Origin of the sequence: Shewanella sp. BC20 (assembly GCF_003129585.1) — a bacterium.
Classification (GTDB): domain Bacteria; phylum Pseudomonadota; class Gammaproteobacteria; order Enterobacterales; family Shewanellaceae; genus Shewanella; species Shewanella seohaensis.
In genome coordinates, this window is sequence record NZ_NHRI01000002.1 from 273,992 (window position 1) to 300,142 (window position 26,151).

The following is a 26,151-nucleotide window of genomic DNA, read 5'->3' on the forward strand; positions in this document are numbered from 1 at the left end:
TGATCATTTACAAACTATGATATTGAAACGCGGTTTGTTTTTATTGATAGGTTGCTTGGCGTTGGGCCTTGGACTGCTAGGTATTGTATTGCCTCTGTTGCCGACAGTGCCGTTTATTCTATTGGCGGCTTTTTGTTTTGCCCGCTCAAGCGAGCGCTTACACCAGTGGTTGATGACACACCCTTGGTTTGCCGATGCGCTGACCCAATGGCAACAACACAGGGCGATGCGCCCCGGCCTTAAACGCCGAGCGATGTTGCTCACGGGACTCAGTTTTAGCGTTAGCATTTTGGTGGTCCCGATTGTATGGGTGAAGTTGCTGCTGCTCACCATGGCTTGCGGATTACTTTGGTATCTTAAAACCATTCCTGAAATCGAATCCTAGTGTAGGGCGTGTTGATGTTTCGAGATTAAATTTTGTTCGTTCTGGCAAGTTTGTGCTCGCGAAACGAGGAATGACGTGTAGTAATTCTACTCAAATGACGAGCGGCTCTTATGACAGAAAGTAAGAGCAAATGCTTGCCAGACGAACCCTTCGGGCAGCGTTTGGTTGACGTTTCTGCTGCGTTATTGTCCGTTTATGTAGAATAACTACACAGCACGGACTTTGCCTTGCATAAACGCCAGCCAAATAGCTGCAAAAATAACCCTGAAACGTCAACACACCCTATGGAAGCACATTTGATCTAAGGCACAAATTGGTAACCAATTCGTCACTTGAATACGCTGCTTATTGCAACTCAAACCAAAGCGGCATAAGCTTTGTGCGAATTATTAAAGCTCGTCCACACTCGCTGTGGACGTTTTGTTTTTACCGCCAGCAGTTACGCGTGGCGAAACGATTAAGTTAAATTAAATGGCTATGAATACAGAAACCTTATCCTTGATAAAGCAAAGCATTAAAACGATTCCTAATTATCCTAAGGAAGGGATTCTATTTCGCGATGTGACCAGTCTGCTGGAAAATGCCGCGGCCTATAAAGCGACTATCGATTTATTAGTTGAGCAATATCGCAATAAAGGCTTTACCAAGATTGTGGGCACTGAAGCCCGTGGTTTCTTATTTGGTGCGCCTTTAGCACTGGAATTAGGCATTGGTTTTGTGCCTGTTCGTAAGCCTGGTAAGTTGCCACGCGCGACCATTAGCCAAAGCTATGAGCTGGAATATGGCCACGATAGCCTTGAAATCCATACCGATGCGATTACCGCGAATGACAAAGTATTAGTGGTTGACGATTTGCTGGCCACTGGCGGCACTATCGAAGCCACAGTCAAACTTATCCGCCAACTGGGCGGTGAAGTGCAAGATGCGGCTTTTGTGATTTCATTACCCGATCTCGGTGGCGAAGCCCGCTTAACGGCCTTAGGTCTTGAGTTGGTTAAACTTTGTGAGTTTGAAGGCGAATAATTCTTCAGCCAAAGGCGCCTAGGGATAGTTTAATGGCATGTCGTTAATTGACATGTTATCTTGCAACTATCTCGGGGCGCGATCCCCTTTTTTGTACCAACATTCTTGTCATGCACATTGGGGAGTTCCATGTCATATCAGGTGTTAGCCAGAAAATGGCGCCCTGCCACATTCGAACAGATGGTCGGCCAAAGCCACGTGTTGCACGCGCTCACGAATGCGTTAACGCAACAACGTTTACACCATGCTTATCTTTTTACGGGTACTCGCGGTGTGGGCAAGACCAGTTTGGCGCGCCTCTTCGCTAAAGGCCTCAACTGTGAAAAGGGCGTAACGGCTTCCCCCTGTGGTGTGTGTGGCAGCTGTGTCGAAATTGCCCAAGGCCGCTTTGTTGACTTGATCGAAGTCGATGCCGCCTCGCGCACTAAGGTCGATGACACCCGTGAACTCTTAGATAATGTGCAATATCGTCCGACCCGTGGCCGTTTTAAGGTCTACCTGATTGACGAAGTACACATGCTCTCCCGCAGCAGTTTTAATGCACTGCTAAAAACCCTCGAAGAACCGCCAGAGCATGTGAAATTTTTGCTGGCGACGACCGATCCGCAAAAGCTGCCGGTGACTGTGTTATCCCGCTGTCTGCAATTTAATTTAAAGAGCTTAACCCAGCAGGAAATTGGCACTCAGCTACAGCATATTTTAACCCAAGAGCAATTACCCTTTGAGCACGAAGCCTTAACTCTGCTCGCCAAAGCGGCCAATGGCAGTATGCGCGATGCCTTAAGTTTGACCGATCAAGCTATTGCCTTCGGTGGTGGCACAGTAATGCTCAATCAAGTGCAATCTATGCTGGGTAGCATCGATGAGCAGCATGTGCTGCGCTTACTCAAAGCCTTAACCGATGCCGATATTGGCGTTTTGATGCAAAGCTGCGCACAGGTGCTCGCCTATGGCGCGGACGCCCAAGAAGTGCTGCGCAGTTTACTGGAATTATTGCATCAAATTACCCTGACGCAATTTGCTCCTGCCGCGGCGCAGCAATCCCTTTACAGCGCGCAAATTCAAGCCTTTGCCGAGCAGTTAGCGCCGGAACAAGTGCAGTTGTATTACCAGATTTTACTGACTGGTCGTAAAGACTTACCCCATGCGCCGGATCCTAAATCGGGCCTCGAAATGGCGTTACTAAGGGCAGTGGCATTTGTTCCCGAAAAGCCCGTGAAACGTTGGCAGGTTGGAGACGCTGCTAAGGTGAGCTTACCAGCTCAGCAGTCAATGTCTGCGACGCCCGCATCAAATATGCCTGTGGTAGAACAGACAGTTAATCAGGGAGTGGCTGAAAAAAAAACTCCGCTAACCGCTGAGCGTGACTCACAGGCTCTGCCACAAGCGGCAATCTCTGAGTCTATAGCTGAATCGAATGAATCTTCAGCTTCTCAAGCCGAAGCCGCAGAGCAAGCTGTACCCGAGGATGCTTTAGTTGGCGAGGATGCACTTGATGAAGAGTCTACACTCAACGCGGCTTTGATTGCTGAGCAGCAAGTGATCTTAAGCCAAGCCCAAAGCCAAGGCTTTGGTGCAAGTACCGAGGCGGTATCGCGTACTGAGGCCGTCTTAATTTCAGAATCAAGCCCTAATTCAAAAACTGACGCAAGCTCAGAATCAAGCCCTGAACTGAGCTCTGTTTCTACGCCTGCATCGAATCTTGATGCTGAGCATAATCAAGCGGCGATGGTGGATCCCGAAAGCTCTGGCGATAAGCCTTCTCCTGCGGTGTTAACAGAACCCGTTGCCTTATCTTATGATGATGTCGAGGACGATACTCAAGCGAGTGTTAATCAGAGTGCAGATGCGCTAGCGCCAGATGAATATTCTGCAGAGGATTTCGGACAATACAATTATGCCGCCGCGCCGCTCGATGCCTATCAGGATGATTATTCGCAATTTATGGCTGAGGAGCAGGGCGGGTTCTCTGGGATGGAAGATAGCTCGTTGATGAGCGACAGTGCTCAGTCTATCGACCATAGTGATGTTGTGCATGAGTCTGCCAATGACCCCAAATCGCAGTCTTTTGCCGACAATTCAGTTTCAACAACTCCTCCAGTTTCAACAGCTACTGTATCCCTCGAGGATGACGATATTTTATCGGCGGTATTAGCGGCACGCGACTCCTTACTCTCCGATCTCGATGCGCTCAGCACCAAGGAAGGTGATGGAAAAAAGCCAGCAGCGGAAGTTAAGCTTAAAACCCCAGGCCAGAGTGCGCATACCGCGCCAGTTTCTAACGCGGCATTAAATAACACGTCCTCAGTTGATGCATCTATTGAGCCGCAAGTCGCTAAAAACGCGTCTGATAACGAGTTTGAGCTGCCCTTTGATGATGATTTCGACGCCGAGCTCCATCTTGAGTCACAGTCAAATGTTACGCCAACTCCGCCGCTTGATCCGAACGATCGCCCGCCTTGGGAAGAGGCGCCCGTCGCGGCGATGGATGAAGCCAATGCGCCCGCTGCAAGTGTTAACCTACAGACTGAAACCCCTGTCGCGCCGCAAACAGCTGTTGAGGATTTAGGCGCTGCGCCCGTTGCCGCTCAAACATCGCCAACGGACAACGAGGCGACACGGGTTGTGCAAGCGTTAGAGCAAGTGGCAGTACAAGAAAGCGAGCCAGCTGCGCAAAGCCTTGAGCCAAATACGCAGCCTCCTCAGGCGCAGGAACTTATACAGCCACAAACTCAACCACTAACTCAGCAGCTAACTCAGCAACCGGCATCGGTGCAGTCACAGTCAAGTGAGACGGTTTCTCCTGCGTCATCCACAGCATTAACATTGGCGCAATCGATTACTGGTCATCCCTTAGACTTGCACTGGTATAAGCTCATGGCGAGCCTAGAGATTGGCGGCCGTGTGCGTCAGTTGGCGGTAAACTCGATTTGTCAGCTGCAGGCTAACCCCTTGCCATTGCTGCTTAAACCCGACCAAAAACACTTGGCGGCGCCCGTGGCGATTGAGCAGCTCGAGCATGCATTGACAGCGGCATTGGGGAACCCGAGGCAGATTGAGGTGGTCATAGGAAGCGATCCTTCGAGGGAAACGCCCTTAGAGATGCGCAAACGTTTTCACCAAGAGTTACTGCAACAGGCACGTCAATCGCTAATGATGGACGATAATGTGCAATGGCTGATTAACCGTTTTGGCGCCGAGCTGGATCAGGATACCTTACTCTATCCGCCAGAATTATTAGCTCAGCGTAGCGGACTTATTCCCGCACTGCCTGAGCCCGAGTAATATTTCCTCAGTGCATTTGCTGCATGGAGTGGCAGAGTTTGTTAAAAACTCGCTATCAAGATCATAAGTTTAGCGATGGGATATCGGCATTGATTGCCAATCCCATTTATTTCAGTAAGATTAGCCAGCTTAAAAGCTTGCGACTAACCCTAATAGAAGAGAAATGACTATGTTTGGAAAAGGCGGTATGGGCAATCTGATGAAACAAGCCCAGATGATGCAAGAAAAAATGGCAAAAATGCAGGAAGAAATTGCCCGCATGGAAATGGTCGGTGAATCAGGTGCGGGTCTGGTTAAAGTGACCATGACTGGCTCACACACAGTACGTAAAGTCGAAATCGATCCAAGCTTGATGGAAGACGATAAAGAGATGTTAGAAGATTTGATTGCAGCAGCGTGTAACGATGCCGCGCGTCGTATCGAAGAAAACCAAAAAGCCAAAATGGCCGAAGTGACTGGCGGTATGCAATTACCACCAGGCATGAAAATGCCATTTTAATTGAGATAGACAATGAAATTTAGTCCACTGCTTGACGAGTTAATTCAGTCCCTGCGCTGTTTGCCAGGGGTTGGGCCTAAATCGGCTCAACGTATGGCGTTTCAATTGCTTGAGCGCGATAGAAAAGCTGGGCTTAAATTAGCCTCGGCGCTGTCGAGTGCCATGAGCGATATCGGTCATTGTCAGTCTTGCCGAACCTACACTGAAGAAAGCCTCTGTCCGATTTGTGCTAGCCATAAACGCGGCTCCTCGTCGACGATTTGCGTGGTCGAAACGCCGGCCGATGTGTTAGCCATTGAAGCGGGTGGACATTTTACCGGTCGCTACTTTGTATTGCTGGGCCATTTATCACCACTCGATGGGGTGGGGCCTGAGGAGTTAGGCTTGGCGCTATTAGAGCGTCACTTAGCCTCGGGCGATGTTGCCGAGCTGATCCTCGCGACCAATCCAACGGTAGAAGGTGAGGCCACCGCCCACTTTATTGCCGATATGGCACGGCGCCATAAGGTGGTGATCAGCCGTATCGCCCACGGCGTTCCAGTGGGTGGCGAGCTGGAATATGTCGACAGCACCACCTTAGCGCTGTCCTTCAATGGGCGTATCCCGCTGTAGCGTGTGATGGCCTAAAGAGAAAACCCGCCAGTCCTGTGCTCGCGGGTTTTTATTTTATGGGCGCAGGATGATGTGAATAAAGAGTATTAAGCACATGCTCTTAGTGTTGTTGTTCGCCGCGTTAGCCTCACTTGTTTAAGACTAACTGCCAAATATCTAGGCTATTGGCCGTGTTTTCGCCCAAGATTGCCTTATTTTTCGCCATTTGATCTGTGATTTTATCTCCCCCCTTGAAAAGTGGATTTACAGCCCCATTTTATTAATCACTAAGCGTTTGCTTTAACCAAATTGCGTAACAAATAAGGAAAATTTCATGTCACAACAAGAAACTCATGGTTTTCAAACTGAAGTCAAACAGCTGTTGCATTTGATGATCCATTCTTTGTATTCCAACAAAGAAATTTTCTTGCGTGAACTGGTCTCCAACGCTGCTGATGCGGCCGATAAGCTGCGTTACCTTGCGTTGACCAACGACGCACTATACGAAGGTGACGGTGAGCTCCGTGTGCGTATCAGCGCAGACAAAGAAAAAGGCACTGTGACCATCGAAGACAATGGTGTCGGTATGACCCGCGATGGCGTGATTGAGCATTTAGGCACGATCGCCAAGTCGGGCACCGCCGAATTCTTCAAAAACCTCTCAGGCGAAGCCTCAAAGGATTCGCAGCTGATAGGTCAATTCGGTGTGGGCTTCTATTCCGCCTTTATCGTGGCGAAAAAAGTCACAGTACGCACCCGTGCGGCAGGCCATAAGCCCAATGAAGCCGTATTGTGGGAATCGGAAGGTGAGGGCAGTTTCACCGTCGATACCATCACTAAGGCGAGCCGTGGTACAGAGATTACCCTGCACCTGCGTGATGAAGAGAAAGAGTTTGCCGATGAGTGGCGCCTGCGCTCCATCATTACTAAATACTCAGATCATATCTCTGTACCCGTTGAAATGTGGCAGGAAGGCACCCCTGAGCGCGATGGTCCAGACGGTGAAAAAATCCCCGCTACCGAAGGTTACTGGAAGGTCATGAACAAGGCGACTGCGCTGTGGATGCGCAATAAGTCTGAGATCAGTGACGAAGAGTACCAAGAATTTTATAAGCACATTTCCCACGACTACACAGATGCACTGCTGTGGAGCCATAACCGCGTAGAAGGTAAACAGGAATACACTAACCTGTTGTATATCCCTTCAAAAGCACCGTGGGATCTGTGGAACCGCGACCGTAAGCATGGCCTGAAACTCTTTGTTCAGCGCGTGTTTATTATGGATGACGCTGAGCAGTTTATGCCATCTTACCTGCGCTTTGTGCAGGGTTTGATTGACTCTAACGATCTGCCGCTAAACGTGTCTCGCGAGATTTTGCAGGACAACCACATCACCAAGGCGATGCGCACCGGTATCACTAAGCGCGTGCTGGGTATGTTGGAAAAACTGGCAAAAGACGATGCGGAAAAATACCAACAATTCTGGGCCGAATTTGGTCAAGTGTTGAAGGAAGGCCCAGCGGAAGACTTTGCAAACCGTGAGCGTATTGCCGGCTTACTGCGTTTTGCGTCTACCCATACTGGCAGCGCGGCCCCAACTGTGTCACTCGATGACTACTTAAGCCGCATGAAGGAAGGCCAAAACAAGATTTACTATATCGTTGCCGACAGCCACGAAGCCGCGGCCAACAGCCCACACTTAGAACTGCTGCGTAAGAAAGGCATCGAAGTGTTGCTGATGTCAGAACGTATCGACGAGTGGTTAATCAATCACTTAACCGAATACAAAGAGAAGCAACTGCATTCAGTGACCCGTGGCGAGCTGGAATTAGGTGAGCTGGAAGATGCGGCCGAGAAGGAAGCGCAGGAGAAACTCGCCGAAGAGTCTGCGCCTTTGGTTGAACGCATTAAAGCGGCATTAGGCGCTAGCGTGGCCGATGTGAAAGTCACTTCACGCTTAACCGATACCCCAGCCTGTGTGGTGACGGGTGAAGGTGAGATGTCGAGCCAGATGATCAAACTGATGCAAGCAGCGGGTCAGCCAGTGCCAGAGGTCAAGCCAACGTTTGAGATCAACCCCGCGCACCCATTAGTGTCGCGCTTAAACGATCTTCAAGATGAAGCCGCCTTCGCCGATTGGTCGAATCTGTTATTGCAACAGGCGCAATTGTCGGAGAAGGGCAGCCTAGCGGATCCATCGGCCTTTATTAAGCTGATGAACCAAATGCTATTGGCGAACCTGAAGTAAGACATTCGGGGCACTTGAGTCGAGACACAAGTGCCCCGATTCCGTTTTAGGCACCGCGAGTCGCATTATCCTAGGGCATTTCCCCGTAGAGGTGCCAGATTGGGAGTAAGGAAAACCATGGACAATATCCTCGATCTAACGAAAGACAATATTCAGCAAGTGGTTGATGCTTCGATGCAGCAACTGGTGGTGATGGTGTTTTGGGCCCAGCCACAGCCGCAGAGTGTTGCCATGGTGCAAACACTCGAGCAACTGGCCGCGCAACATGCTGGCCGTTTTGTGCTGGCGAAAGTGAACTGCGAAACCGAGCTGGAAATCGCTAACTATTTCCGCATTCAAGCACTGCCGACCACCTTAGTGCTCGATAAGGGCCAGCCAATAGATGGCTTTGCGGGCATGCAAGAGGCGGCGCAGGTCAACGCTATGCTGGAGAAACACTTGCCACCCTTATGGCAATTACAGCTTGAGCAAGCCAAAGCCCTGTTAGCCTTAAGCCAAGTATCGGCGGAAGATTTATCCACGGCGGCCGTGTTACTGAAAGACGCCTACAGCGCCTCCAATCAGGCGGCCGAGGTGAGTTTAGTGCTTGCCGATGTGTATTTGATGCAAGGTGAACTCGCCCAAGCGCAGCTGCTACTCGAGCAGATTGGCCTTGCCGATCAAGATGGTTATTACCAGAGCTTAAAGGCGAAATTAACCCTTGCTTTAGATGCGGCGGACACGCCAGAAATTCGTGATTTGCAGCAGAAGTTCGAGCATAATCCGCAGAATTTAGTGTTATTACTCGAACTTTGTAAGGCCTTGCATTCGGCCCACAGAGACGAAGAAGCGCTCGCACATTTATACAGTGTGTTATCTAAGGATTTAACTGCTGAAAATGGCAAAGTAAAACAAGTCTTTATGGAGATTTTAACGGCGCTTGGGCAAGGCAATAGTCTGGCGAATCAGTATCGCCGTAAGCTCTATACCTTGCTCTATTAAGGATTAAATTTGCCACAAAACGGCGATTTATTTGCGGTTTCTGAGGCTAAAGTCGAAGCTAAAAGCCTTCTCAATGGCGGCCAGATGTGCGAAGATCGCCGCCCTAAGAAGAATATCAATGCGAAAAAGAGGACTCTTGAGATGCGCATTATCCTATTGGGCGCCCCAGGTGCCGGTAAAGGTACCCAGGCCCAGTTCATTATGGAACAGTATGGTATCCCACAAATTTCTACTGGCGACATGTTACGTGCTGCCGTTAAAGCCGGTACTCCGCTGGGTTTAGAAGCGAAGAAAGTGATGGATGCAGGCCAACTGGTTTCTGATGATCTGATCATTGGACTGGTTAAAGAGCGTATCGCACAGGACGACTGTGTTAAAGGTTTCCTGTTAGACGGTTTCCCACGCACTATCCCACAAGCGGATGCGATGGCGGCAAACGGTATCAGCATTGATCACGTGATCGAAATCGATGTGCCAGACGAAGAAATTGTTAAGCGCATGAGCGGTCGTCGCGTTCACCCAGGTTCTGGCCGTGTCTACCACGTAGTATTCAATCCACCTAAAGTGGAAGGCAAGGACGATGTAACTGGCGAAGACTTAGCGATTCGTCCAGATGACGAAGAAGCCACAGTGCGTAAGCGTTTAGGCATTTACCACGAGCAAACTAAGCCATTGGTTGAATACTATGGCAAAGTGGCTGCGGCGGGTAACACTCAATACCACAAGTTTGATGGTACTCAGTCGGTAGCGGCTGTGAGTGCACAATTAGCCAGCGTGCTGAAATAAGCATCATTGCTAAATTCGAGAACAAGTTCTCATATTAAGAAAAAGCCTGCTATTGCAGGCTTTTTTTATTGGCAACTGAATGTTAGCCTGCCGAGGTATTTGGCTGATAAAAGGTACCACATTGACTTCTCCCTCTCCTGCGTTTGGCGTGTTATTGGTCAATCTCGGCACGCCCGATGAACCCACTCCCAAAGCGGTTAAGCGATTCCTCAAACAGTTTTTAAGTGATCCTCGGGTCGTCGATTTGTCCCCTTGGCTGTGGCAGCCGATTTTGCAGGGGATAATCCTTAACACCCGACCCGCCAAGGTGGCCAAACTGTATCAGAGCGTGTGGACGGAGCAGGGCTCACCGCTGATGGTGATAAGCGAGCAGCAGGCGCAAAAGTTAGCTACGGATCTGAGCGCGACCTTTAATCAAACCATTCCGGTGGAACTGGGCATGAGCTATGGCAATCCTTCGATTGATAGCGGCTTTGCCAAACTTAAGGCCCAAGGCGCCGAACGTATCGTGGTGCTGCCGCTGTATCCGCAATATTCTTGCTCGACCGTGGCCAGTGTGTTCGATGCGGTGGCGCAGTATTTTACCCAAGTGCGTGACATTCCTGAGCTGCGTTTCAGCAAACAGTATTTTGACCATGACGCCTATATCGCGGCCTTAGCGCATTCGGTTAAGCGCCATTGGAAAACCCATGGGCAGGCCGATAAGTTGATTTTATCCTTCCACGGTATTCCGCTGCGTTATGCCACCGAAGGCGATCCCTATCCTGAGCAGTGCCGCGCGACGGCTAAGTTATTGGCGCAGGCGCTGGAGTTATCCGACGGACAATGGCAGGTGTGTTTCCAATCCCGCTTCGGTAAAGAAGAGTGGTTAACGCCTTATGCCGATGAGCTGCTGGCCGATTTACCCCGCCAAGGCGTGAAAAGTGTCGATGTCATTTGCCCAGCCTTTGCCACCGATTGCCTTGAAACCTTAGAAGAAATTTCCATTGGCGGTAAAGAGACTTTCCTGCATGCGGGCGGCGAGGCCTATCACTTTATTCCCTGTTTAAATGACGATGAGCTCCATATCGAGCTGCTCAGGCAACTGGTGCAAGAACAAGCTCAACCTTGGATACGCGTAGAGTGACGGTAAATTTCTCCCGTTGAAACCGAAAGACGGCCTAGTTTCATGCTGATTTTATGGTAGAATCTGCGCCCTTTGTGGCTCGGGAGTGGATTTTTTATCTCTCTAGCCTAGACTCATTATTTTTAGGACACGATGAGCGCAGGCTCATTGTAATGCCCATTAGCATGGATGCCAGGAAAAGAGAGCCACTATGAAGTTTCCCGGTCAGCGCAAATCGAAACATTATTTTCCGGTCAAAACCCGTGACCCATTGCTTGAGCAATTAACGCAGCAACCTCAACCCTTTGCAACTTATGTCAGCGGTATCGATCAAACCCTAGTGGATATTGAAGCCAAGGTAGAGGATGAGTTGCTCGGCCGTTATGGTTTACCTAAGGGCAATTCGACGCTTATCAATGACGAGCAAGCGCATGCTCTGTATACCGAGCTGAAACAAAACGGTTTGATCAGCGATGAGTTTGCGGGCGGCACTATTGGTAACACAGTGCACAATTATTCTATTTTGGCCGATGACCGCTCAGTGTTGTTTGGGGTGATGAGCCAAAATATCGAAGTCGGCAGTTACGCCTACCGTTATCTTTGCAACACTTCCTCTAAGGTTGACCTTAACTTCCTACAACCCGTCGATGGTCCTATCGGCCGTTGTTTCACCCTGATTTCGGATTGCGGTGAGCGTACCTTTGCGATCAGTAAAGGCGCGATGGACAAGTTAACCCCAGAATACATTGATAAAGACGTAGTGCAGGGCAGCTCTGCCTTGGTATTAACCGCCTATTTAATGCGTGCCAGCGGTGGCGACAGGATCACCGATGCGGCCATGTGCGCGATTGAATATGCCAAAGCGGCCGAAGTCCCCGTGGTATTGACCTTAGGCACACGCTTCTTAATCGAAGAAGATCCGGTCTGGTGGCAAAACTTTATCCAAGAGCATGTGACCATTTTGGCGATGAACGAAGATGAAGGTGAGGCCTTAACCGGATTTCGCGATCCGCTGCTTGCCAGCGAAAAAGCCCTCGAGTGGTGTGATATGGTGTTAACTACTGCTGGCCCAATCGGGCTTTACACCGCAGGTTATACCGATGATGCCGAAAAGCGTGAAACCACCCATACACTGCTGCCCGGTGCTATCCCCGAATTTAACCGTTATGAGTTCTCGCGTCCAAAGCTTAAGCGTGACTGCGAAAACCCGATTAAAGTGTTTGCGCATATTTCGCCTTACATGGGCGGCCCAGAGAAAATCGGTAACACCAACGGTGCCGGTGATGGCGCGTTGTCGGCATTGTTGCACGACTTGGCAGCCAATACCTTCCACAAGACCAATGTGCCAGGTTCAAGCAAGCACAAGCGTGATGGTCTGTGTTATTCGTCATTCTCCCAAATTTGTAAGTATGCTAACCGCGTGGCTTACGAGGTGTTGGCGCAGCACAGTCCGCGTCTCTCCCGCGGTTTACCTGAGCGTGAAGACAGCTTAGAAGAATCCTACTGGGAAAGATAAGCCTACATAGGTTTAAGTAAATAAGGGCAATAGCGGCAAACCGTTATTGCCCTTATTGTTTTTGAGAGAGACGAAAACTTGAGCCAATGACGTTTTCTCAACAATTAACCCTGTGGATGTTAATTTTTGCTACAGGCAGACCCGAATAAATGATAACGTTAGCCGAATCACTGCTCCCAATAACAGCGAATATTAAGGTGGAATTTTCGGTGAAAGCGCAGATCTTAACAGAAATGAAGGTACTCAAGACAATCGATCCTGAGTTCGAAGTGCAGCGCCGTGTGGCGTTTATTAAATCTAAACTGCAAGCAGCCCGCAGCAAAGCCTTGGTCCTTGGGATCAGCGGTGGTGTGGATTCGTCCACGGCAGGGCGTTTATGCCAGTTGGCCGTTGATAGCCTCAATAGCGAGCATCCTGACGGCGGCTATCAGTTTATTGCGGTGCGCTTACCCTATCAAATTCAAAAAGATGAGCACGAAGCTCAGCAAGCTTGCCAATTTATTCAGCCGACCAAATTAGTTACCATCAATGTGCATCAAGGGGTTGATGGTGTGCATCAAGCCACCTTAACGGCCTTTGTCGAAGCGGGATTGCACTCACCGGATGCGGCGAAAGTCGATTTTATTAAAGGTAATGTGAAAGCGCGGATGCGCATGATTGCCCAGTACGAGTTAGCCGGTTTAGTGGGCGGCTTAGTAGTCGGGACAGATCATAGCGCCGAGAATATCACGGGTTTTTATACTAAATGGGGTGATGGAGCCTGCGATCTCGCGCCTTTATTTGGCCTCAACAAACGCCAAGTGCGTCAGGTAGCGGCGTATTTGGGCGCACCACAGTCCTTAGTCTATAAAGCACCAACCGCGGATTTGGAAGACAATCAACCGCTACTCGAAGATGAAGTGGCGCTCGGGCTGACTTACGAGCAAATCGATGATTTCCTTGAAGGGAAAGCTGTCGATAAGGCCGTGGAAGAAAAGCTTATCAATATCTACCAGGCCACGCAGCATAAGCGTCAACCTATCCCCACTATTTACGATTAATTTAAGATGCTTACCGTCTGAAAATTAACGAAAAAGCACCCTAATTGGGTGCTTTTTTATGTGTGAATGCTTAATGCTATCTCGCCAAGTGTCTCGATTCGAACTTAATCACATAGTGCTTAGCCGTATTGAACTGAGTTGCATTGAGCAGAGTTGCATTGAGTTCAGCCGCATTCCTTTAGCTTTGCTTCGCTTGAAGGTGGTGACGCGTCAGTGCAATCAAAGCGTTTGAGTATTGGCGATAGTCTAAATAGGGCGTGAGCAGTACACAACTTGAGTGCGTGGATTGTGCTTGCAGCATCGCTGTGATGTCTTGCAGTTTTGCCTGTGAGTCTTGCATCAATTGCAGCCGCTGCGTGTTTGTTTGCAGTGCGTGAGTGGCGATGTGGCTATCGGCTGCAATCCCTAATGCCGTGGCCGCGGCTTGCCCACAGACAATATGAATATTGGCATGTGGCGAGAGGGCATTGGCACCTATCAGTAACATTTGCTGCTGTTTGAGTAACTGGTTATCGCGATAATTGCGCCAATCCTCACTGGGGGAGCAAATTTTTGCCATAATTGTGAAGATCTTACGCCAGTGATTGCCATTTAAGGCGATGAGCTCTGCTATCGCGTTATCCTGCGACCAATGCCAATCTTCGGGGAAGAGTGGGGGATTGGGGAGATAAAACGCATAGGTCGCTGCGGCTGGGCCAATGTGCATAACAGTCGAATATGAGAGTCAAAGTGAGGTGGATCTTACCCTAACTTAGGCGCACTGCCGAAACTAAATGGTTGCGAGATCAAATCTTAAACATGAAAGTTGAGGTTTTTTTTTATCTAACCTTATAATCTGATTGCGCATTTTATGGGATCCAAGGGACGAGAATGAAAGCCATCATCATAGGCTCAACCAAGCATTTTTTTTTCGCGGCATTTTATGCCTGTTTGGGGATTGCCGTCGCCCTGTTGGTGACAGGGATACACTTTCTCAATGCCAGACCCGATCTCTCCCTCTGGCACACCACAGAACTTAAAAACGAATTTCGCTACAACACCAAATTAGACAAATTTAGTGATTACATCGCCTTAGAAGATAAGTTATTTGCCGAAGTGGAGAATAAAGTCCTCAAAAAAGTCTCGGCGACGGATGCTTCGCCCGTGAATCGTTATGTTAAAAATAGCCTGTCGGATCCCGCCCGTTGGCCCCATAACTGGAATCGCACCTTCGAGTGGCCCAAGGCCAATGCGCCCTTTGGCGTACTCCTTCTCCATGGTATGTCGGATTCGCCCTATGCCATGTCCAATGTGGCGGCACATTTTAAGGGTAAAGCCCATGTGCTCGGATTAAGACTCCCTGGTCATGGCACCATTCCGAGCGGTTTGACGAGCCTGTACTGGCAGGATTTAGCCGCCGCGATGAATTTGGCGACGGCACATATGAAACAAGAGCTTAAAGGTAAGCCACTGTTTGTGATTGGCTTTTCGACGGGCGCCGCGGTAGCGCTAAACCATGAACTTGAGCTCATCAATCAAGAGAAAGCCCCCGATTATGCGGGGATGATTTTTATGTCGCCCGCCATTGGGCTTGCTCCGATTGCGGCTGCGGCCCGTTGGCAAAGCTGGATTGGCCGTTTACTCGACTTAGATAAGTTGCAGTGGAACAGTATTCAAATGGAATACGATCCCTTTAAATACACTTCTTTTGCGGTAAACGCGGGTGATGTGGTTTACCAATTAGCACTGCGTAATCAGAGCCTATTGAGTGGCTTAACGCCTTCGCAGCGTGGGCAGATCCCTGACATTTTAACCTTTCAATCCGTCGCAGATGCAACTGTTTCAAGTGCCGCCGTGGTGGACTTGCTTTACCAAGTTCTGCCCGAGAAGGGCCATGAATTAGTACTGTTTGATATGAACCGAACCGTGATTAACAGTAAGTTGATGGTCAATGATCCGCTGTCGAGTTTATTACCGACTTCCCGAGATAGCATCCATTACCGTGGCACCTTGATTGAAAATCAAGACAGCGAGACGACGCAGGTTCAAGCTCGGGAGTTTGGGGTTATGCCGCAGGATAACAGCGAGCCAGAGGTGGAGTCGTTATCCTTGCACTGGCCTGCGGGCGTGTATTCCTTGTCCCATGTGGCCTTGCCATTCGATGAGGATGATGGGCTGTATGGCATTAAAAATAATGAAAAATTACTCAGGATCCAAATTGGCGCGGCTGCATCCCGTGGCGAGCGTGGGGTGTATAGCGTGCCCGCCTCGGAAATGTTACGCCAAAAATGGAATCCGTTTTTCCCCTACATGCTAACGCGGATTGACCAGTATCGTGCCGCGCACATGCCGAACTAAGCACTGATAAGGGTGCAAACCACGCAGTTGCGCCCTTGCTCCTTAGCCTTATACAGGTTCTCATCGGCCTGCTTTAACCAGACTTCGAGTGTTGAGCTGTAGGCTGCATCGGCAATGATGGCGCCTATGCTTACGGTGACGCTAAAGGTTACTTGATCGGCCGGGTTAGTAATGACCACGCTAGCGAGTTTCTCACGGAAATCATTAAGATGTTGCTCAACTTTCAAGGTATTACACATAGGTAATATCAACACGAACTCTTCACCACCATAACGGCAGAGCAAATCGACATCGCGCTTAAAGTGACTCGATAATACTTCCGCCATCACCCGCAGGCATTCATCGCCGGCAAGGTGGCCGTAGGTATCATTCACTTTTTTGAAGAAGTCGAGATCCAGTAGCACCACGGCAATCGCATCTTGGCCACGCTCGCACAGATCTTGGATATGCAGGAACTGTTTCTCGGTATAACGGCGGTTATACAGATTGGTGAGTGAATCCCGCTCCGCCATGTCTTTGAGTTTGCGGTTCGCGATTTCCAAGTCCATGGTGCGCTGTTTGACTTTATCCTCTAACTCGAGTTGATAACTGAGCAGTGCTTGCTGATTAGCCTCTAAGCTCTCGTACAGGCTGTAGATTTCTTTAGGGGTACTGTTATCTAACAGCTCATGCTCAAACTTTTCTTCATTAAAACTGCCATCTTTGGTCTGGCTAAAGTGCTGTGCGAGTAAGGCGAGGGGCGTCGTGGTTAAGCGACTGATCGCCTTTGCGATAATCACGGCACCTAACATACTAAGCAAGAGCAGCACTATGGTCTTGGTGTATTGCTCCTGAGCCAAGGTGAGCAGCGGGACAAACGGCTCAACCACATACAGATGCCAGCCATTATTCAGTTGATGGTGAGCGTAAATATACTCAGGGGTATCCGCCTCGGTCTGATTGATATCCATCAGTTTTAATCGCGTGCGGTACTCAGTGCTGCCGGTGACGAAATTAAAGGGGGCCAATGGGGTGAGCCCGAGCCTTTCGGAGGCATAAACAATATTTTTCTTCTCATCTAATAAGATGATGGATTGTGTCTCATGGTGTTGATTTTGTTTATCAATACTCGAGAAAAAACTTAAGTCGAGACTGCCTTGCACTATGCCTACGGTGTCGTTTGTGCCTTCTTTGAAAATTGGTGCACTGATGGCAATGATAATTTCTTTGCCAATAAATCGCCCCACAAATACTGGCGACACAAAGGTGTTGTGGTGATTAAAGGATTGGATAAAGTAGTCCCTATCCTTCACTGTAAACATTTTTCCCATTTGCTTTAATTGCTGAAACTTTTCGATTGGGCTACCCGCGACTATCTCACCCCGTTCATTGGCAATAAACATGGTGGTAAAGCTTTGCGTGAGTCCTTGTACACTGCTAAGTGTGGTTTGCCACTGTTCAAAGGGAATGCCAGACTCACTGATAAATTTACCTACACTGGCAATGGTTCGGGTGTTGACCGCGATATAGCTCTCGGTGGCATGCCCGAGAGATATGCCAGTGTCATCGAGATTCCGATTAATTAACACCTGTTGTTTATCCATAAAATAATGGTTAAACACTAAAGATGAGGTCAGTAAACTGATGGTGGTGATCAAAATAAACAGATAGCTAAGCTGCGCACTCATAGTGCGACGAGTGTGATTCACTAACTTATCTTTTAAATGCCACAAACTGGGGAGTGCCACCACGCAAAGCTCGCCGAGAGTCGTGTAAAAAATCCCATTAAAGGCTTGTTTTATCGTGGTGAAGGGGATGTGGTAACTCGGCATGCCAGTAATTAACCACAGGTACAAACTCATCAATGGCAAGCCGAGCAGTAACCAATAACCTATGCTGGCATACAAGATAGGCACATCTTTGCGCCGAGCAAACCCTAACCACAGCGCTTCGAGCAAAAAGACCAGATACACGTGGGCACTGGACCAGGCCAACATCAAGCCCGTTGCCGTAAATAAGGCGGTAAACAGGGCATACCAAGGCCCAAGCAGAATGGCCACTATCACCACCGCCGCATTACCTAAAATAAGCTGGACGTTGGCAAAGAGCGGAATAGGGTAGATGTTGAGCACTAAACCCAGTAGGCCGAGGAAGGTGGCTAACTTTAAATGGGCGCTATTCACAGCAGGTAGACGCAATGATAATTCCTTTTCATCAAAAATTTATGCTTAAAAAGCAATCTATTGCACTGAAACGATTAATGATAACTAGCTTAGCAGATGTTTCTTAATTTGATATTGAATGCGAAAACTTAAGTTTCGCCTCAGGTCACAGTCTGGGCCTCTCTGCCGCATTTAGGGGCAAAAGAGGCGATGGTTCTTGTAAAAACTCACCATTCAGACCAGAAACTAAGCAGTTGGTCAAACTCATTTCACTAAGCACTTGCGTTGATGCAATCCACTTGATAAAGTCTGCGTCACTTAAGGTGAACCCCACTCGATAGGATCTTAAGTAACAAGTGCTTAAGCTTAACCAAGTCAGTTTATTTAAGCACGAAAATTTTCGGTATGTAGCGCAGCCCGGTAGCGCACTGTCATGGGGTGTCAGGGGTCGGAGGTTCGAATCCTCTCATACCGACCAAATTATTCATTGAAAAGCCTCACTTTTATAAGTGGGGCTTTTTAGTTTTAAACGCTACTCGCAAAACACTCGCAAAATACTCGCAAAACCTCATACCCAAATAAACTATCTAAACCCTGTATTGAGCATTCGATTAGGGCAACTTCATCAGTTTGAATTGCGCATATTGATGAACTTAATTGATTTTATTACTTAACTATAAATAGAGAGTTTGGGGGGGCTTCGGAAAAAGGTAACCTTGGTAATTATTTTAAATTTTTTACTGTAATGGTATGAAAATATAGCATTTTTTCTGAATTCAAAAGGTAACATTTATAGTAACTAAAGAGTAATTAGATTACCTTTTTAGATAGTAATATTGCCATCAGAATTAGTTCAATATTTTCAATGTATTAAAAAAAAGATTACCTTTTGGGTTACCTTGGATTACCTTTATGGGGTAATTTGCATATTTATTATTAATCAATGTGTTATGAATAAATTTTGCTAGTGATTACCAAGGTTACCTTTTTCCGAATACTCCCATACCTTCATAGCGCTTCAGCTAGATAACTCCATCATTATTGGAAGTAAGATCTTGCGTAGTTTTGCGTTTTCATTCAGAAGCTTAATTCATGCTTTGTTCCTGCAGGCGGCCTTAAGATTATCTATTGAATGATTGCGTTTTTTTCATCCGATAAAGCGGGCAGGCGTGGCGTGGGTCTGACGGCGCGCGCTGGGCTAAAAGTGGGGGTAAACGGCAGGCAATAAAAAACCGCCCGAGGGCGGTTGGTGTGGATGGGGCGATAGTTACTTGGCTTCGGTTGAGACCGCGAGCTGGTAAGGCTTAAACCGGATGATCTCTTCGCCTGCCCAGTTATTGATAGACAGTAGTGACTGGCGAATGCATTCCAGCTCGTTAGCATCAAATACCTCAGCAGCTTTACCTGCATCACCAAAGCCACCTGTATTGTTGGGGATGATACCCATCAGTTGCGGTGGTGTACGGTGCGCTGCTAATTGATCATCGCGGGTAACATTCTTAATCACCAAGAACTCATCATTGGCCGCAACCTCTGCTACAGGGATTAATTTGATCCCGTCCTTATTCCCGCCTGGTGCATGTAAGAACAAGTTGCGAAAGTTACCCGGGCCTTTGCTATTCTTCAGCGCTTCGCGCAAGCTTTTGACATCTTGCTCATTTACGGTGGAGTCAGTGAGATACATGATAAAGCCAGCGTGACTGCCGTTCTCATAGTACCGACGCCTAAATAGGGTCGCACTCTCGTTTAGCAGAGTCGAGTTCATGCTGGCCACATAGTCTGGAATACCATAAACCTCTTGGCCTACGTCATAATCCTTCAGATGAAAGATTGTTGATTCAGGAAACTCCATTTCCTCGTGAAAGTTAGGCACCCACCAATACTGATTAGGTTTAATGCCTACCCGCGTATATTTAGCCGGCGAGGCTTGATACTTCAACGCACCGCCCAAGCGATTCTTAATGACCTGAACATAGGCATTATTAAAAACCAGGTAATCGAGAACAATGGCGCTGAACTCATACAGGCTAAGCTTTGGATGTGGAATAAAGCAGCTTTTAAGAATATTACGCTTTACCTGAATCGCGCTGGCATGGTGCACGGACGCCCGATAAATCCGACTTAGGCCAGTCAAGGACAACGGCGGCTCGTAGTACTTGCCGTTAGACATGGCCTCAAGATAGTCGAAAATCTCCCGTTGGCTTAGCACTGGCATGGGCTCACCAAAGGTAAAGGTCTCAATTCGTTGCTCTTGCTGCCTATGCTGTTGTGGTTTAGTAGGCATAGTTTGAGCCTTCCTATATTTTGCCATTATTCGTAAATCTCCAAAGTCGAAGTACTCGAGCCGCTGGTATCCAATGGCTCATTGTAAAGTGCGTGCATTGCTGCCCACGCGATGTCGGCGTGGCTGATTTCTTCACTGCGAGCGGACTCATAAGTCACTTGTTTGCCGTTGGCGGTTAAGGTTTTGCGGATGCTCATAAAGGCTTGGGCGAGGTCAGTCCAGCCCGCGTCATATTCCAAACGGCCTTTGCTGATGACGTCATAAGCTTTGATCACCATTTGGCTTTTCAATACGGGGTTGTATTGGAATGGCGTAACCTGCGGGAAGAACTTCTTAACCAGTTGATACACAGCCTCACCAAGGCCGGTGGTATCGATACCGATAAAGGTCACGTTGTATTTGGCACAAATATCTTGAATCGCCTTGGCCTGCGCTTCAAAGTCCATGCCGTTCCAGCGGTGTTTTTCAATCACGCGGAACTTACCGCCGGGCACTGCAGGCGGACACATCACAATGCAGCCAGCGCTATCACCTTTGCCGCCCTTGTTCGGGTCGTAACCAATCCACACTTCACGGTGGGCGAGCGGTCTTGGGGCAAAGGGTTTGTAATCAGTCCACACTTCCCACGAGTCCACCATGCAGCGCTGCATCATCACCATCGGGAACACCGACATAGTGTCGTCGATGAACTCGCACATCAGCAGGTTTGAATACTCATCAGGGCTGTACTCTAAGTGCAGCGTATCGGGGTCGAATAAGTTACAGCCCTTGCGGATAGCATCATCAACCGTGACCACTTGGCGCCACTGGCCATCTTCACACTTACGGCCTTTGGCCAATGCTTGATGACTCACATCTATCTCAATGCGATCGGCCTTAGGTCGGCCACGGTTAAATAGCGCGCCCGTCCAAAACGGATAGGCATCGTGGGTAATTGATGATGGGGTGGATATATAGGTTTGGCGCCATTTGGCATGAATGGCCATACCTGAGGCGACCTTGCGAAACTCTTGGAACTTGTGGATCCAGAAGTACTCATCCAAATACAGGTTGCCGTGATAAGACTGCGCTGTTCGCGCGTTCGTCCCCAAAAAGTACAGAATGGCGCCATTGTGCAGCACAATCGGGTCGCCCTTGAGTTCGATACCAGTCACATCCTTCACGAACTGAATGATGTACTGCTTAAACACATGGGCCTGCGCTTTACTGGCCGACAAAAAGATTTGGTTACGGCCCGTTACTAGGGCATCAATAATCGCCTCATGGGCAAAATAGTAGGTGGCCCCAATTTGGCGCGACTTTAAAATGTTGCGAATACGCTGGGTTAGGCCTGCGGTGTACCATTCTTTTTGGTAGGCAAACATCGAGTTTTGGAAGGCCTCAATCAGCTTTTCCAAATCCTCTTCGCTCACATAGTTCTTCACCGGCTGCTTTTTCGGTCCCGCATTGCGGTTATGCACATTGGGGTTTAAGTCGGCTTCATTGCCGCCATTGTGATAACGAGTAATACGGGCGATACGCTCCAGCTGCCGCCCGAGCAAATCAATCTCTTTAAAGTCTTTGCCGTCTTTATTCTCTTTGTAGATGAGCTGCAGCATGCGCATTTCAAGCGCGCTGTCCACGCGGTCGATAGGCTTGGCATCTTCCCACGCATCACGTTTTTTCCAACTCGATACGGTACTTTCGGGCAGCTGCAAATGCTGGCTAATCTCGCGGACGTGCCAGCCTTGCCAAAAGAGATTCTTGGCGTATTGACGTTGATTGTTATCGGGATTCAGTTTCATGGCGCCAGTGTAAATAGGCCAATACCGAAAACCCTGTTGTTTAAGCGGTATCGGTTTCCTTATACCGCCCTAAGCCGTTGCAACTAAAAGCCGCGCTCTTGACCATACAGGCAGCAGTTAACCGACCTCATTCAACCCTTAAGGGCGACAAAATGGCTAAGAAATCGAAATTTTTCCGCGTATTCACAGAAGGACATACGACAGACGGCCGTGTCGTTGAGCGCCAGTGGATTAAAGACATCGTTGACACCTACAACACCGCAAAATATGGCGCCCGAATTTGGCTAGAGCACATTCGCGGCATGACACCTGATAGCCCCTTTAGAGCCTATGGTGATGTTACCGCCGTAAAGGCCGAAGAAGTGGACGGCAAACTGACGCTGTTTGCCCAAATTGATCCAACCGAAGAACTGGTGGCAATGAACAAGAACCGCCAAAAGGTTTATACCAGTGTTGAGATTGATCCTGACTTTGCCAAAACGGGCAAATGTGGGTTAGTTGGCCTAGCGGTAACAGACTCACCAGCATCATTAGGCACTGAAATGCTGGCGTTCTCTGCAACCTGCAAAGACAACCCGCTTACATCCCGCAAGCAGCGCCCAGAAAACCTATTTACCTCCGCCGTTGAAGTGGAACTTGAATTTGACGATGTCAGCGACGAGCCAGGTTTGTTCGCCAAAGTCAAAGCGTTGCTAGGCAAAAGCAAAGCCGACGCTAAAACTGACTTTGCGGACGTGCATCAAGCCGTTGAAGAAATTGCCAAAACAGTTGCCGACACAGGCGCGGATTTCACCACCAAGCTTGATAAATCAGCTAACGACTTCAATAAGTTGCAAACCGACTTCAACGAGCTCAGCAGCCAATTTAATGCGCTTAAAGCGCAGCTCGAAAAAGAAGAGCCAACAGGCCAACGACGTTCGCCCGCAACCGGTGGCGACAACAACATAAAAACCGATTGCTAAGGAGCAAACATGCGCAATACCACTCGTACCCTTTACAATGGCTACTTAGCTCAGGTCGCGACGCTAAACAGCATTGAAACGGCAGAAACAAAATTCACCGTTGCCCCAAGCGTTCAGCAAACGCTTGAAACACGGATGCAAGAAAGCTCGCAGTTTTTAACCCAGATTAACGTGGTGCCGGTCACCGAAAAATCTGGTGAAAAGTTAGGCTTAGGTGTCACAGGTACGATTGCTAGTACTACGGATACCACCCAAGGCGATCGTCAAGCTATCGACCCTGCTAACTTAGATGCACATGGCTACGACTGTACCCAAACCAACTTTGATACTGCGTTGCGTTACAGCAAAATCGATATGTGGGCTAAGTTCCCGGACTTTCAGGCGCGCATTCGCGATGCCATTCTGAAACAACAGGCACTCGACCGCATTATGATCGGCTTTAACGGCACTAGCCGTGCGGCCACCTCAAACCGTACTGCAAACCCGCTGCTACAGGATGTGAACAAAGGCTGGCTGCAAAAAATCCGCGAATTTGCTCCAGAGCGCCATATGGCCGAAGTGGTAGACGGTTCAGGCAAGATTGTTATTGGCACCGATTACGCCAACCTCGATGCATTGGTGTTCGACATGGTTAACAACATGATTGACCCATGGCACCAAGACGATACTGAGTTGGTTGTAATTTGTGGTCGTAAGCTGCTGGCTGATAAGTACTTCCCTATTATCAACAAAGATAATGCCCCAACGGAAACCATGGCCGCTGACATGATCATCAGCCAAAAACGCATTGGCGGTTTAGGCGCGGTGCGTGTGCCACATTTCCCTGCTAACGCCTTGCTGGTCACGCGCTTGGATAACTTAAGTCTTTACTGGCAAGAAGGCGGTCGCCGCCGCAGTGTGATCGACAATCCTAAGCGCGATCAAATTGAAAACTACGAATCATCAAACGATGCCTATGTAGTGGAAGATTATGGCTGCACAGCGTTTGCCGAGAACATTGAGATGGGGGCCTAATCATGACATCACCCGCCCATAAGCGCTTTCATAGCGTATTGGCGGCAGCGCGGGGGACAGAGTCCCCCTTAGCGGTTCGCTCCGAAAATACCTACGAACTCATGCTCATGCAGCTCACTGAACATCGCCGCATCTTAAAAACTGTGCAGGCGCTATCACGTAAGCTACAGGCAAAATCGCAATTCTTACCCGAATACGATGCCTATATCGATGGCACTATTGCGGGCGATAGTGGCCTGCAAGATGAAGTGTTCGTCACTGTGCTGTTATGGCATATCGATGTCGGCAATATTGACCGCGCATTAATGTTAGCTGCCTACGCCCTCAAGCATGACTTAGTGATGCCTGACCGCTTCGAGCGCAATTTGGCTTGCACCATTGCCGAAGAAATTGCCGAAACCGCCGCACGTTTGATTGAGACCGACACCCCAGTCAAAAGCGAACAACTTAACGCCACGCTTCAACTGACCGCCGAGTGCGATATGTACGACGAAGCCCGCGCTAAGTTGTTGCGTCAACTTGGGCATGCCTATGAGGCAGAAGGGCGGCTTGACGCTGCGCTCGATGCCTACCAACAGGCGCTGGCATTAAACGATAAAGTGGGCGTGAAAAAGTTTATCGAGAAACTCACTCGAGAGCTAAAGAACGCCGACAAACAAACAACCGAAAGCACCGCGCCGGCAACGGCAGGCAGTGCTGGTTAACCGAGCGACCCTCGCAACCCGTGCGGCGCTGGCCAGTAGTGATAGTTAATACCACTACTTACACCAGCCCACCGCACAACCTAGCCGCAAGCAGGTCTGTATGAGCTTTATCGCACCAGCCACAAGCACCACAGCAAGCACCATTACCAACAGTCCATTTTGGCCAGGCATTGAGCCGGATGCGCTACGTAAAACAATGCGCCTCGATGGCACTGTGACCAATGAACGGCTTGAGCATGCGGTAATCAATGCAGCATTGCAGGTCAATGGTGACCTCAAAAATTGGCGTATTGGAAATCAACTCTTGGGGTTTGGCAGCCTAGTGCAAGTGCCTGCCGAGCAAATCAATGGCCAGAGCATCTATTTGCAATTGTATTTACGGGCGGTGTACTGCCTCTCCAAAGCCAATCTTATTGAGCGTTACAGCGATTTTGATAGCACGGCCAAAGGGTTAAAGGCGGGTGAAGAACTCACCGACAGTATTACCGATCTGCGCCGCGATGCGCGTTTTGCTATCCGCGACATCTTGGGCGAAAGCCATGTCACGGTGGAACTCATTTAATGAGCAGCTATCAGGCAGTGCGCAGTATAGAGGGCGATACCGTCGATAAGATTTGTTATCGCTACCTTGGCGCCACGGGGGAGATCACAGAGCAAGTACTCGATAGCAATCCGCACTTAGCAGCACTTGGGCCCGTTTTACCTAATGGCACCGTGGTGCAATTACCTGTGCAGGCAGTGACACCCACCAAGCCTAATTTTATTCAACTATGGGATTAATGATGAGCGAGCCTATTTCAGCAACTTCAGCAACATCGGCAGTGGCGACTGCCAGCATTCTGACATTAGTCCCAGGAGCCGAACCCGCGGTGATGATTGGCGCTTTTACTGGGGCAGTGTTGTTTATTATCACCAACGATACCTCAGGCAATTTACAGCGGGTGGGGCTATTTGTGGTGTCGTTTTTAGGCGGCGTACTGTGCGCAAATTGGGCAGCGAACGCGCTCAGCGCAGTGCTGCCAGATTCACTGCAGGTCAACATGGGAATGGCCGCGCTTATCTCATCGGCGTGTGTTGTTCGCATGCTGCAATACCTGATGAAACTCACCAACAACCCAGAGAGTTGGCTCAATGCCCTGCGTGGGCTTAGGGGAAAATGATGCTGATCATCAATGCCATTATTTGCAGTTTGATTGTGTTGCGCCTGGCGTTGTTTGTACGAACAGGGCGGCATCGAATCTTTATCAGTATTTGCGCCTATCTCATCACCGTCGCGGCAGGGGCTGAGGGCATCCTCACCCTCTATGGTGTGACCTCTACACCCAGTTATGCGGAGGTGTTTTTAAAAGCCATCCTTTGCATAGCTATCTTTCAGGCGCGGGGCAATGTGGCCAGCTTACTGAAATTGGCGCCAAAGCCAGAAAAGCGCGAACGGCGTCAAACATTAAAACTTCAATGAGGGAACT

Annotated in this window: 23 protein-coding genes and 1 tRNA gene; 20 read left to right on the forward strand and 4 right to left on the reverse strand. The window is 49.0% G+C overall.

Annotation, left to right across the window (positions count from 1 at the left end; translation table 11 throughout):
• The first annotated feature begins 16 nt into the window (after window positions 1–16).
• The 11 genes from CBX96_RS03740 to nadE all read left to right on the forward strand — a co-directional run bounded on the left by CBX96_RS03740 (window position 17) and on the right by nadE (window position 13,459).
• Window positions 17–385, forward strand: a complete 369-nt coding sequence (locus CBX96_RS03740; protein ID WP_011626436.1) for a YbaN family protein — start codon at window positions 17–19, stop codon at window positions 383–385.
• 471 nt (window positions 386–856) lie between these two features.
• On the forward strand, window positions 857–1,408 hold the full coding sequence (gene apt, locus CBX96_RS03750; RefSeq protein WP_011623016.1) for an adenine phosphoribosyltransferase: 552 nt from the start codon (window positions 857–859) through the stop codon (window positions 1,406–1,408).
• Between the two features lie 129 nt (window positions 1,409–1,537).
• A complete protein-coding gene (dnaX, locus tag CBX96_RS03755; protein ID WP_109285734.1) occupies window positions 1,538–4,693 on the forward strand; it encodes a DNA polymerase III subunit gamma/tau in 3,156 nt (1,051 codons plus the stop codon).
• A 169-nt stretch (window positions 4,694–4,862) separates the two neighbouring features.
• Complete coding sequence (locus CBX96_RS03760) at window positions 4,863–5,192, forward strand: YbaB/EbfC family nucleoid-associated protein (RefSeq protein WP_109285821.1); 330 nt, start codon at window positions 4,863–4,865, stop codon at window positions 5,190–5,192.
• A gap of 12 nt (window positions 5,193–5,204) precedes the next feature.
• A complete protein-coding gene (gene recR, locus CBX96_RS03765; RefSeq protein ID WP_023265729.1) occupies window positions 5,205–5,804 on the forward strand; it encodes a recombination mediator RecR in 600 nt (199 codons plus the stop codon).
• 313 nt (window positions 5,805–6,117) lie between these two features.
• Complete coding sequence (gene htpG / locus CBX96_RS03770; RefSeq protein WP_109285735.1) at window positions 6,118–8,031, forward strand: molecular chaperone HtpG; 1,914 nt, start codon at window positions 6,118–6,120, stop codon at window positions 8,029–8,031.
• 117 nt (window positions 8,032–8,148) lie between these two features.
• Window positions 8,149–9,012 (forward strand): tetratricopeptide repeat protein, encoded by an 864-nt coding sequence (locus tag CBX96_RS03775; RefSeq protein ID WP_109285736.1) that lies wholly within the window; start codon window positions 8,149–8,151, stop codon window positions 9,010–9,012.
• 141 nt (window positions 9,013–9,153) lie between these two features.
• Window positions 9,154–9,798: an adenylate kinase gene (gene adk / locus CBX96_RS03780; protein ID WP_011623010.1), complete on the forward strand. Its 645-nt coding sequence runs from the start codon at window positions 9,154–9,156 to the stop codon at window positions 9,796–9,798.
• Between the two features lie 79 nt (window positions 9,799–9,877).
• Window positions 9,878–10,924 carry a ferrochelatase gene (gene hemH / locus CBX96_RS03785; protein WP_181382130.1) on the forward strand — a complete coding sequence of 349 codons (1,047 nt, stop codon included), beginning with the start codon at window positions 9,878–9,880 and terminating at the stop codon, window positions 10,922–10,924.
• Between the two features lie 190 nt (window positions 10,925–11,114).
• Entirely contained in the window at window positions 11,115–12,419 is a 1,305-nt protein-coding gene (locus CBX96_RS03790; RefSeq protein WP_109285737.1) for an inosine/guanosine kinase, read from the forward strand.
• 209 nt (window positions 12,420–12,628) lie between these two features.
• Window positions 12,629–13,459 carry an ammonia-dependent NAD(+) synthetase gene (gene nadE / locus CBX96_RS03795; protein ID WP_109285823.1) on the forward strand — a complete coding sequence of 277 codons (831 nt, stop codon included), beginning with the start codon at window positions 12,629–12,631 and terminating at the stop codon, window positions 13,457–13,459.
• Window positions 13,460–13,637: 178 nt separating this feature from the next.
• On the opposite strand, the gene CBX96_RS03800 is transcribed toward nadE, so the two are convergent.
• Entirely contained in the window at window positions 13,638–14,165 is a 528-nt protein-coding gene (locus tag CBX96_RS03800) for a DUF6942 family protein (RefSeq protein WP_109285738.1), read from the reverse strand.
• Between the two features lie 164 nt (window positions 14,166–14,329).
• Between CBX96_RS03800 and CBX96_RS03805 the strand changes: the two genes are divergently transcribed.
• Entirely contained in the window at window positions 14,330–15,796 is a 1,467-nt protein-coding gene (locus tag CBX96_RS03805; RefSeq protein ID WP_109285739.1) for a carboxylesterase, read from the forward strand.
• Here the strand turns inward: CBX96_RS03805 and CBX96_RS03810 are convergent.
• On the reverse strand, window positions 15,793–17,973 hold the full coding sequence (locus tag CBX96_RS03810) for a diguanylate cyclase (RefSeq protein WP_109285740.1): 2,181 nt from the start codon (window positions 17,971–17,973) through the stop codon (window positions 15,793–15,795). The genes CBX96_RS03805 and CBX96_RS03810 overlap by 4 nt on opposite strands.
• Window positions 17,974–18,338: 365 nt before the next feature.
• On the opposite strand from CBX96_RS03810, the gene CBX96_RS03815 reads away from it, so the two are divergent.
• Window positions 18,339–18,415: transfer RNA gene (locus CBX96_RS03815), tRNA-Pro, on the forward strand.
• A gap of 789 nt (window positions 18,416–19,204) precedes the next feature.
• Here the strand turns inward: CBX96_RS03815 and CBX96_RS03820 are convergent.
• Complete coding sequence (locus tag CBX96_RS03820; protein ID WP_219930407.1) at window positions 19,205–20,248, reverse strand: phage portal protein; 1,044 nt, start codon at window positions 20,246–20,248, stop codon at window positions 19,205–19,207.
• Window positions 20,248–22,005 (reverse strand): terminase ATPase subunit family protein, encoded by a 1,758-nt coding sequence (locus CBX96_RS03825; RefSeq protein WP_109285742.1) that lies wholly within the window; start codon window positions 22,003–22,005, stop codon window positions 20,248–20,250. The genes CBX96_RS03820 and CBX96_RS03825 overlap by 1 nt, the downstream gene beginning before the upstream one ends.
• Window positions 22,006–22,157: 152 nt before the next feature.
• On the opposite strand from CBX96_RS03825, the gene CBX96_RS03830 reads away from it, so the two are divergent.
• The 7 genes from CBX96_RS03830 to CBX96_RS03860 all read left to right on the forward strand — a co-directional run bounded on the left by CBX96_RS03830 (window position 22,158) and on the right by CBX96_RS03860 (window position 26,144).
• Complete coding sequence (locus CBX96_RS03830; protein ID WP_109285743.1) at window positions 22,158–22,967, forward strand: GPO family capsid scaffolding protein; 810 nt, start codon at window positions 22,158–22,160, stop codon at window positions 22,965–22,967.
• Between the two features lie 9 nt (window positions 22,968–22,976).
• Window positions 22,977–23,981: a phage major capsid protein, P2 family gene (locus CBX96_RS03835; RefSeq protein WP_109285744.1), complete on the forward strand. Its 1,005-nt coding sequence runs from the start codon at window positions 22,977–22,979 to the stop codon at window positions 23,979–23,981.
• 2 nt (window positions 23,982–23,983) lie between these two features.
• Window positions 23,984–24,685, forward strand: a complete 702-nt coding sequence (gene gpM, locus CBX96_RS03840; RefSeq protein ID WP_109285745.1) for a phage terminase small subunit — start codon at window positions 23,984–23,986, stop codon at window positions 24,683–24,685.
• A gap of 100 nt (window positions 24,686–24,785) precedes the next feature.
• On the forward strand, window positions 24,786–25,247 hold the full coding sequence (locus CBX96_RS03845; protein WP_109285746.1) for a head completion/stabilization protein: 462 nt from the start codon (window positions 24,786–24,788) through the stop codon (window positions 25,245–25,247).
• Window positions 25,247–25,465 carry a tail protein X gene (locus tag CBX96_RS03850; protein ID WP_109285747.1) on the forward strand — a complete coding sequence of 73 codons (219 nt, stop codon included), beginning with the start codon at window positions 25,247–25,249 and terminating at the stop codon, window positions 25,463–25,465. Before CBX96_RS03845 ends, CBX96_RS03850 begins: the two co-directional genes overlap by 1 nt.
• A gap of 2 nt (window positions 25,466–25,467) precedes the next feature.
• Window positions 25,468–25,845, forward strand: a complete 378-nt coding sequence (locus CBX96_RS03855; RefSeq protein WP_109285748.1) for a putative holin — start codon at window positions 25,468–25,470, stop codon at window positions 25,843–25,845.
• Entirely contained in the window at window positions 25,842–26,144 is a 303-nt protein-coding gene (locus CBX96_RS03860) for a phage holin family protein (protein ID WP_109285749.1), read from the forward strand. The genes CBX96_RS03855 and CBX96_RS03860 overlap by 4 nt, the downstream gene beginning before the upstream one ends.
• The last annotated feature ends 7 nt before the right edge of the window (window positions 26,145–26,151 follow it).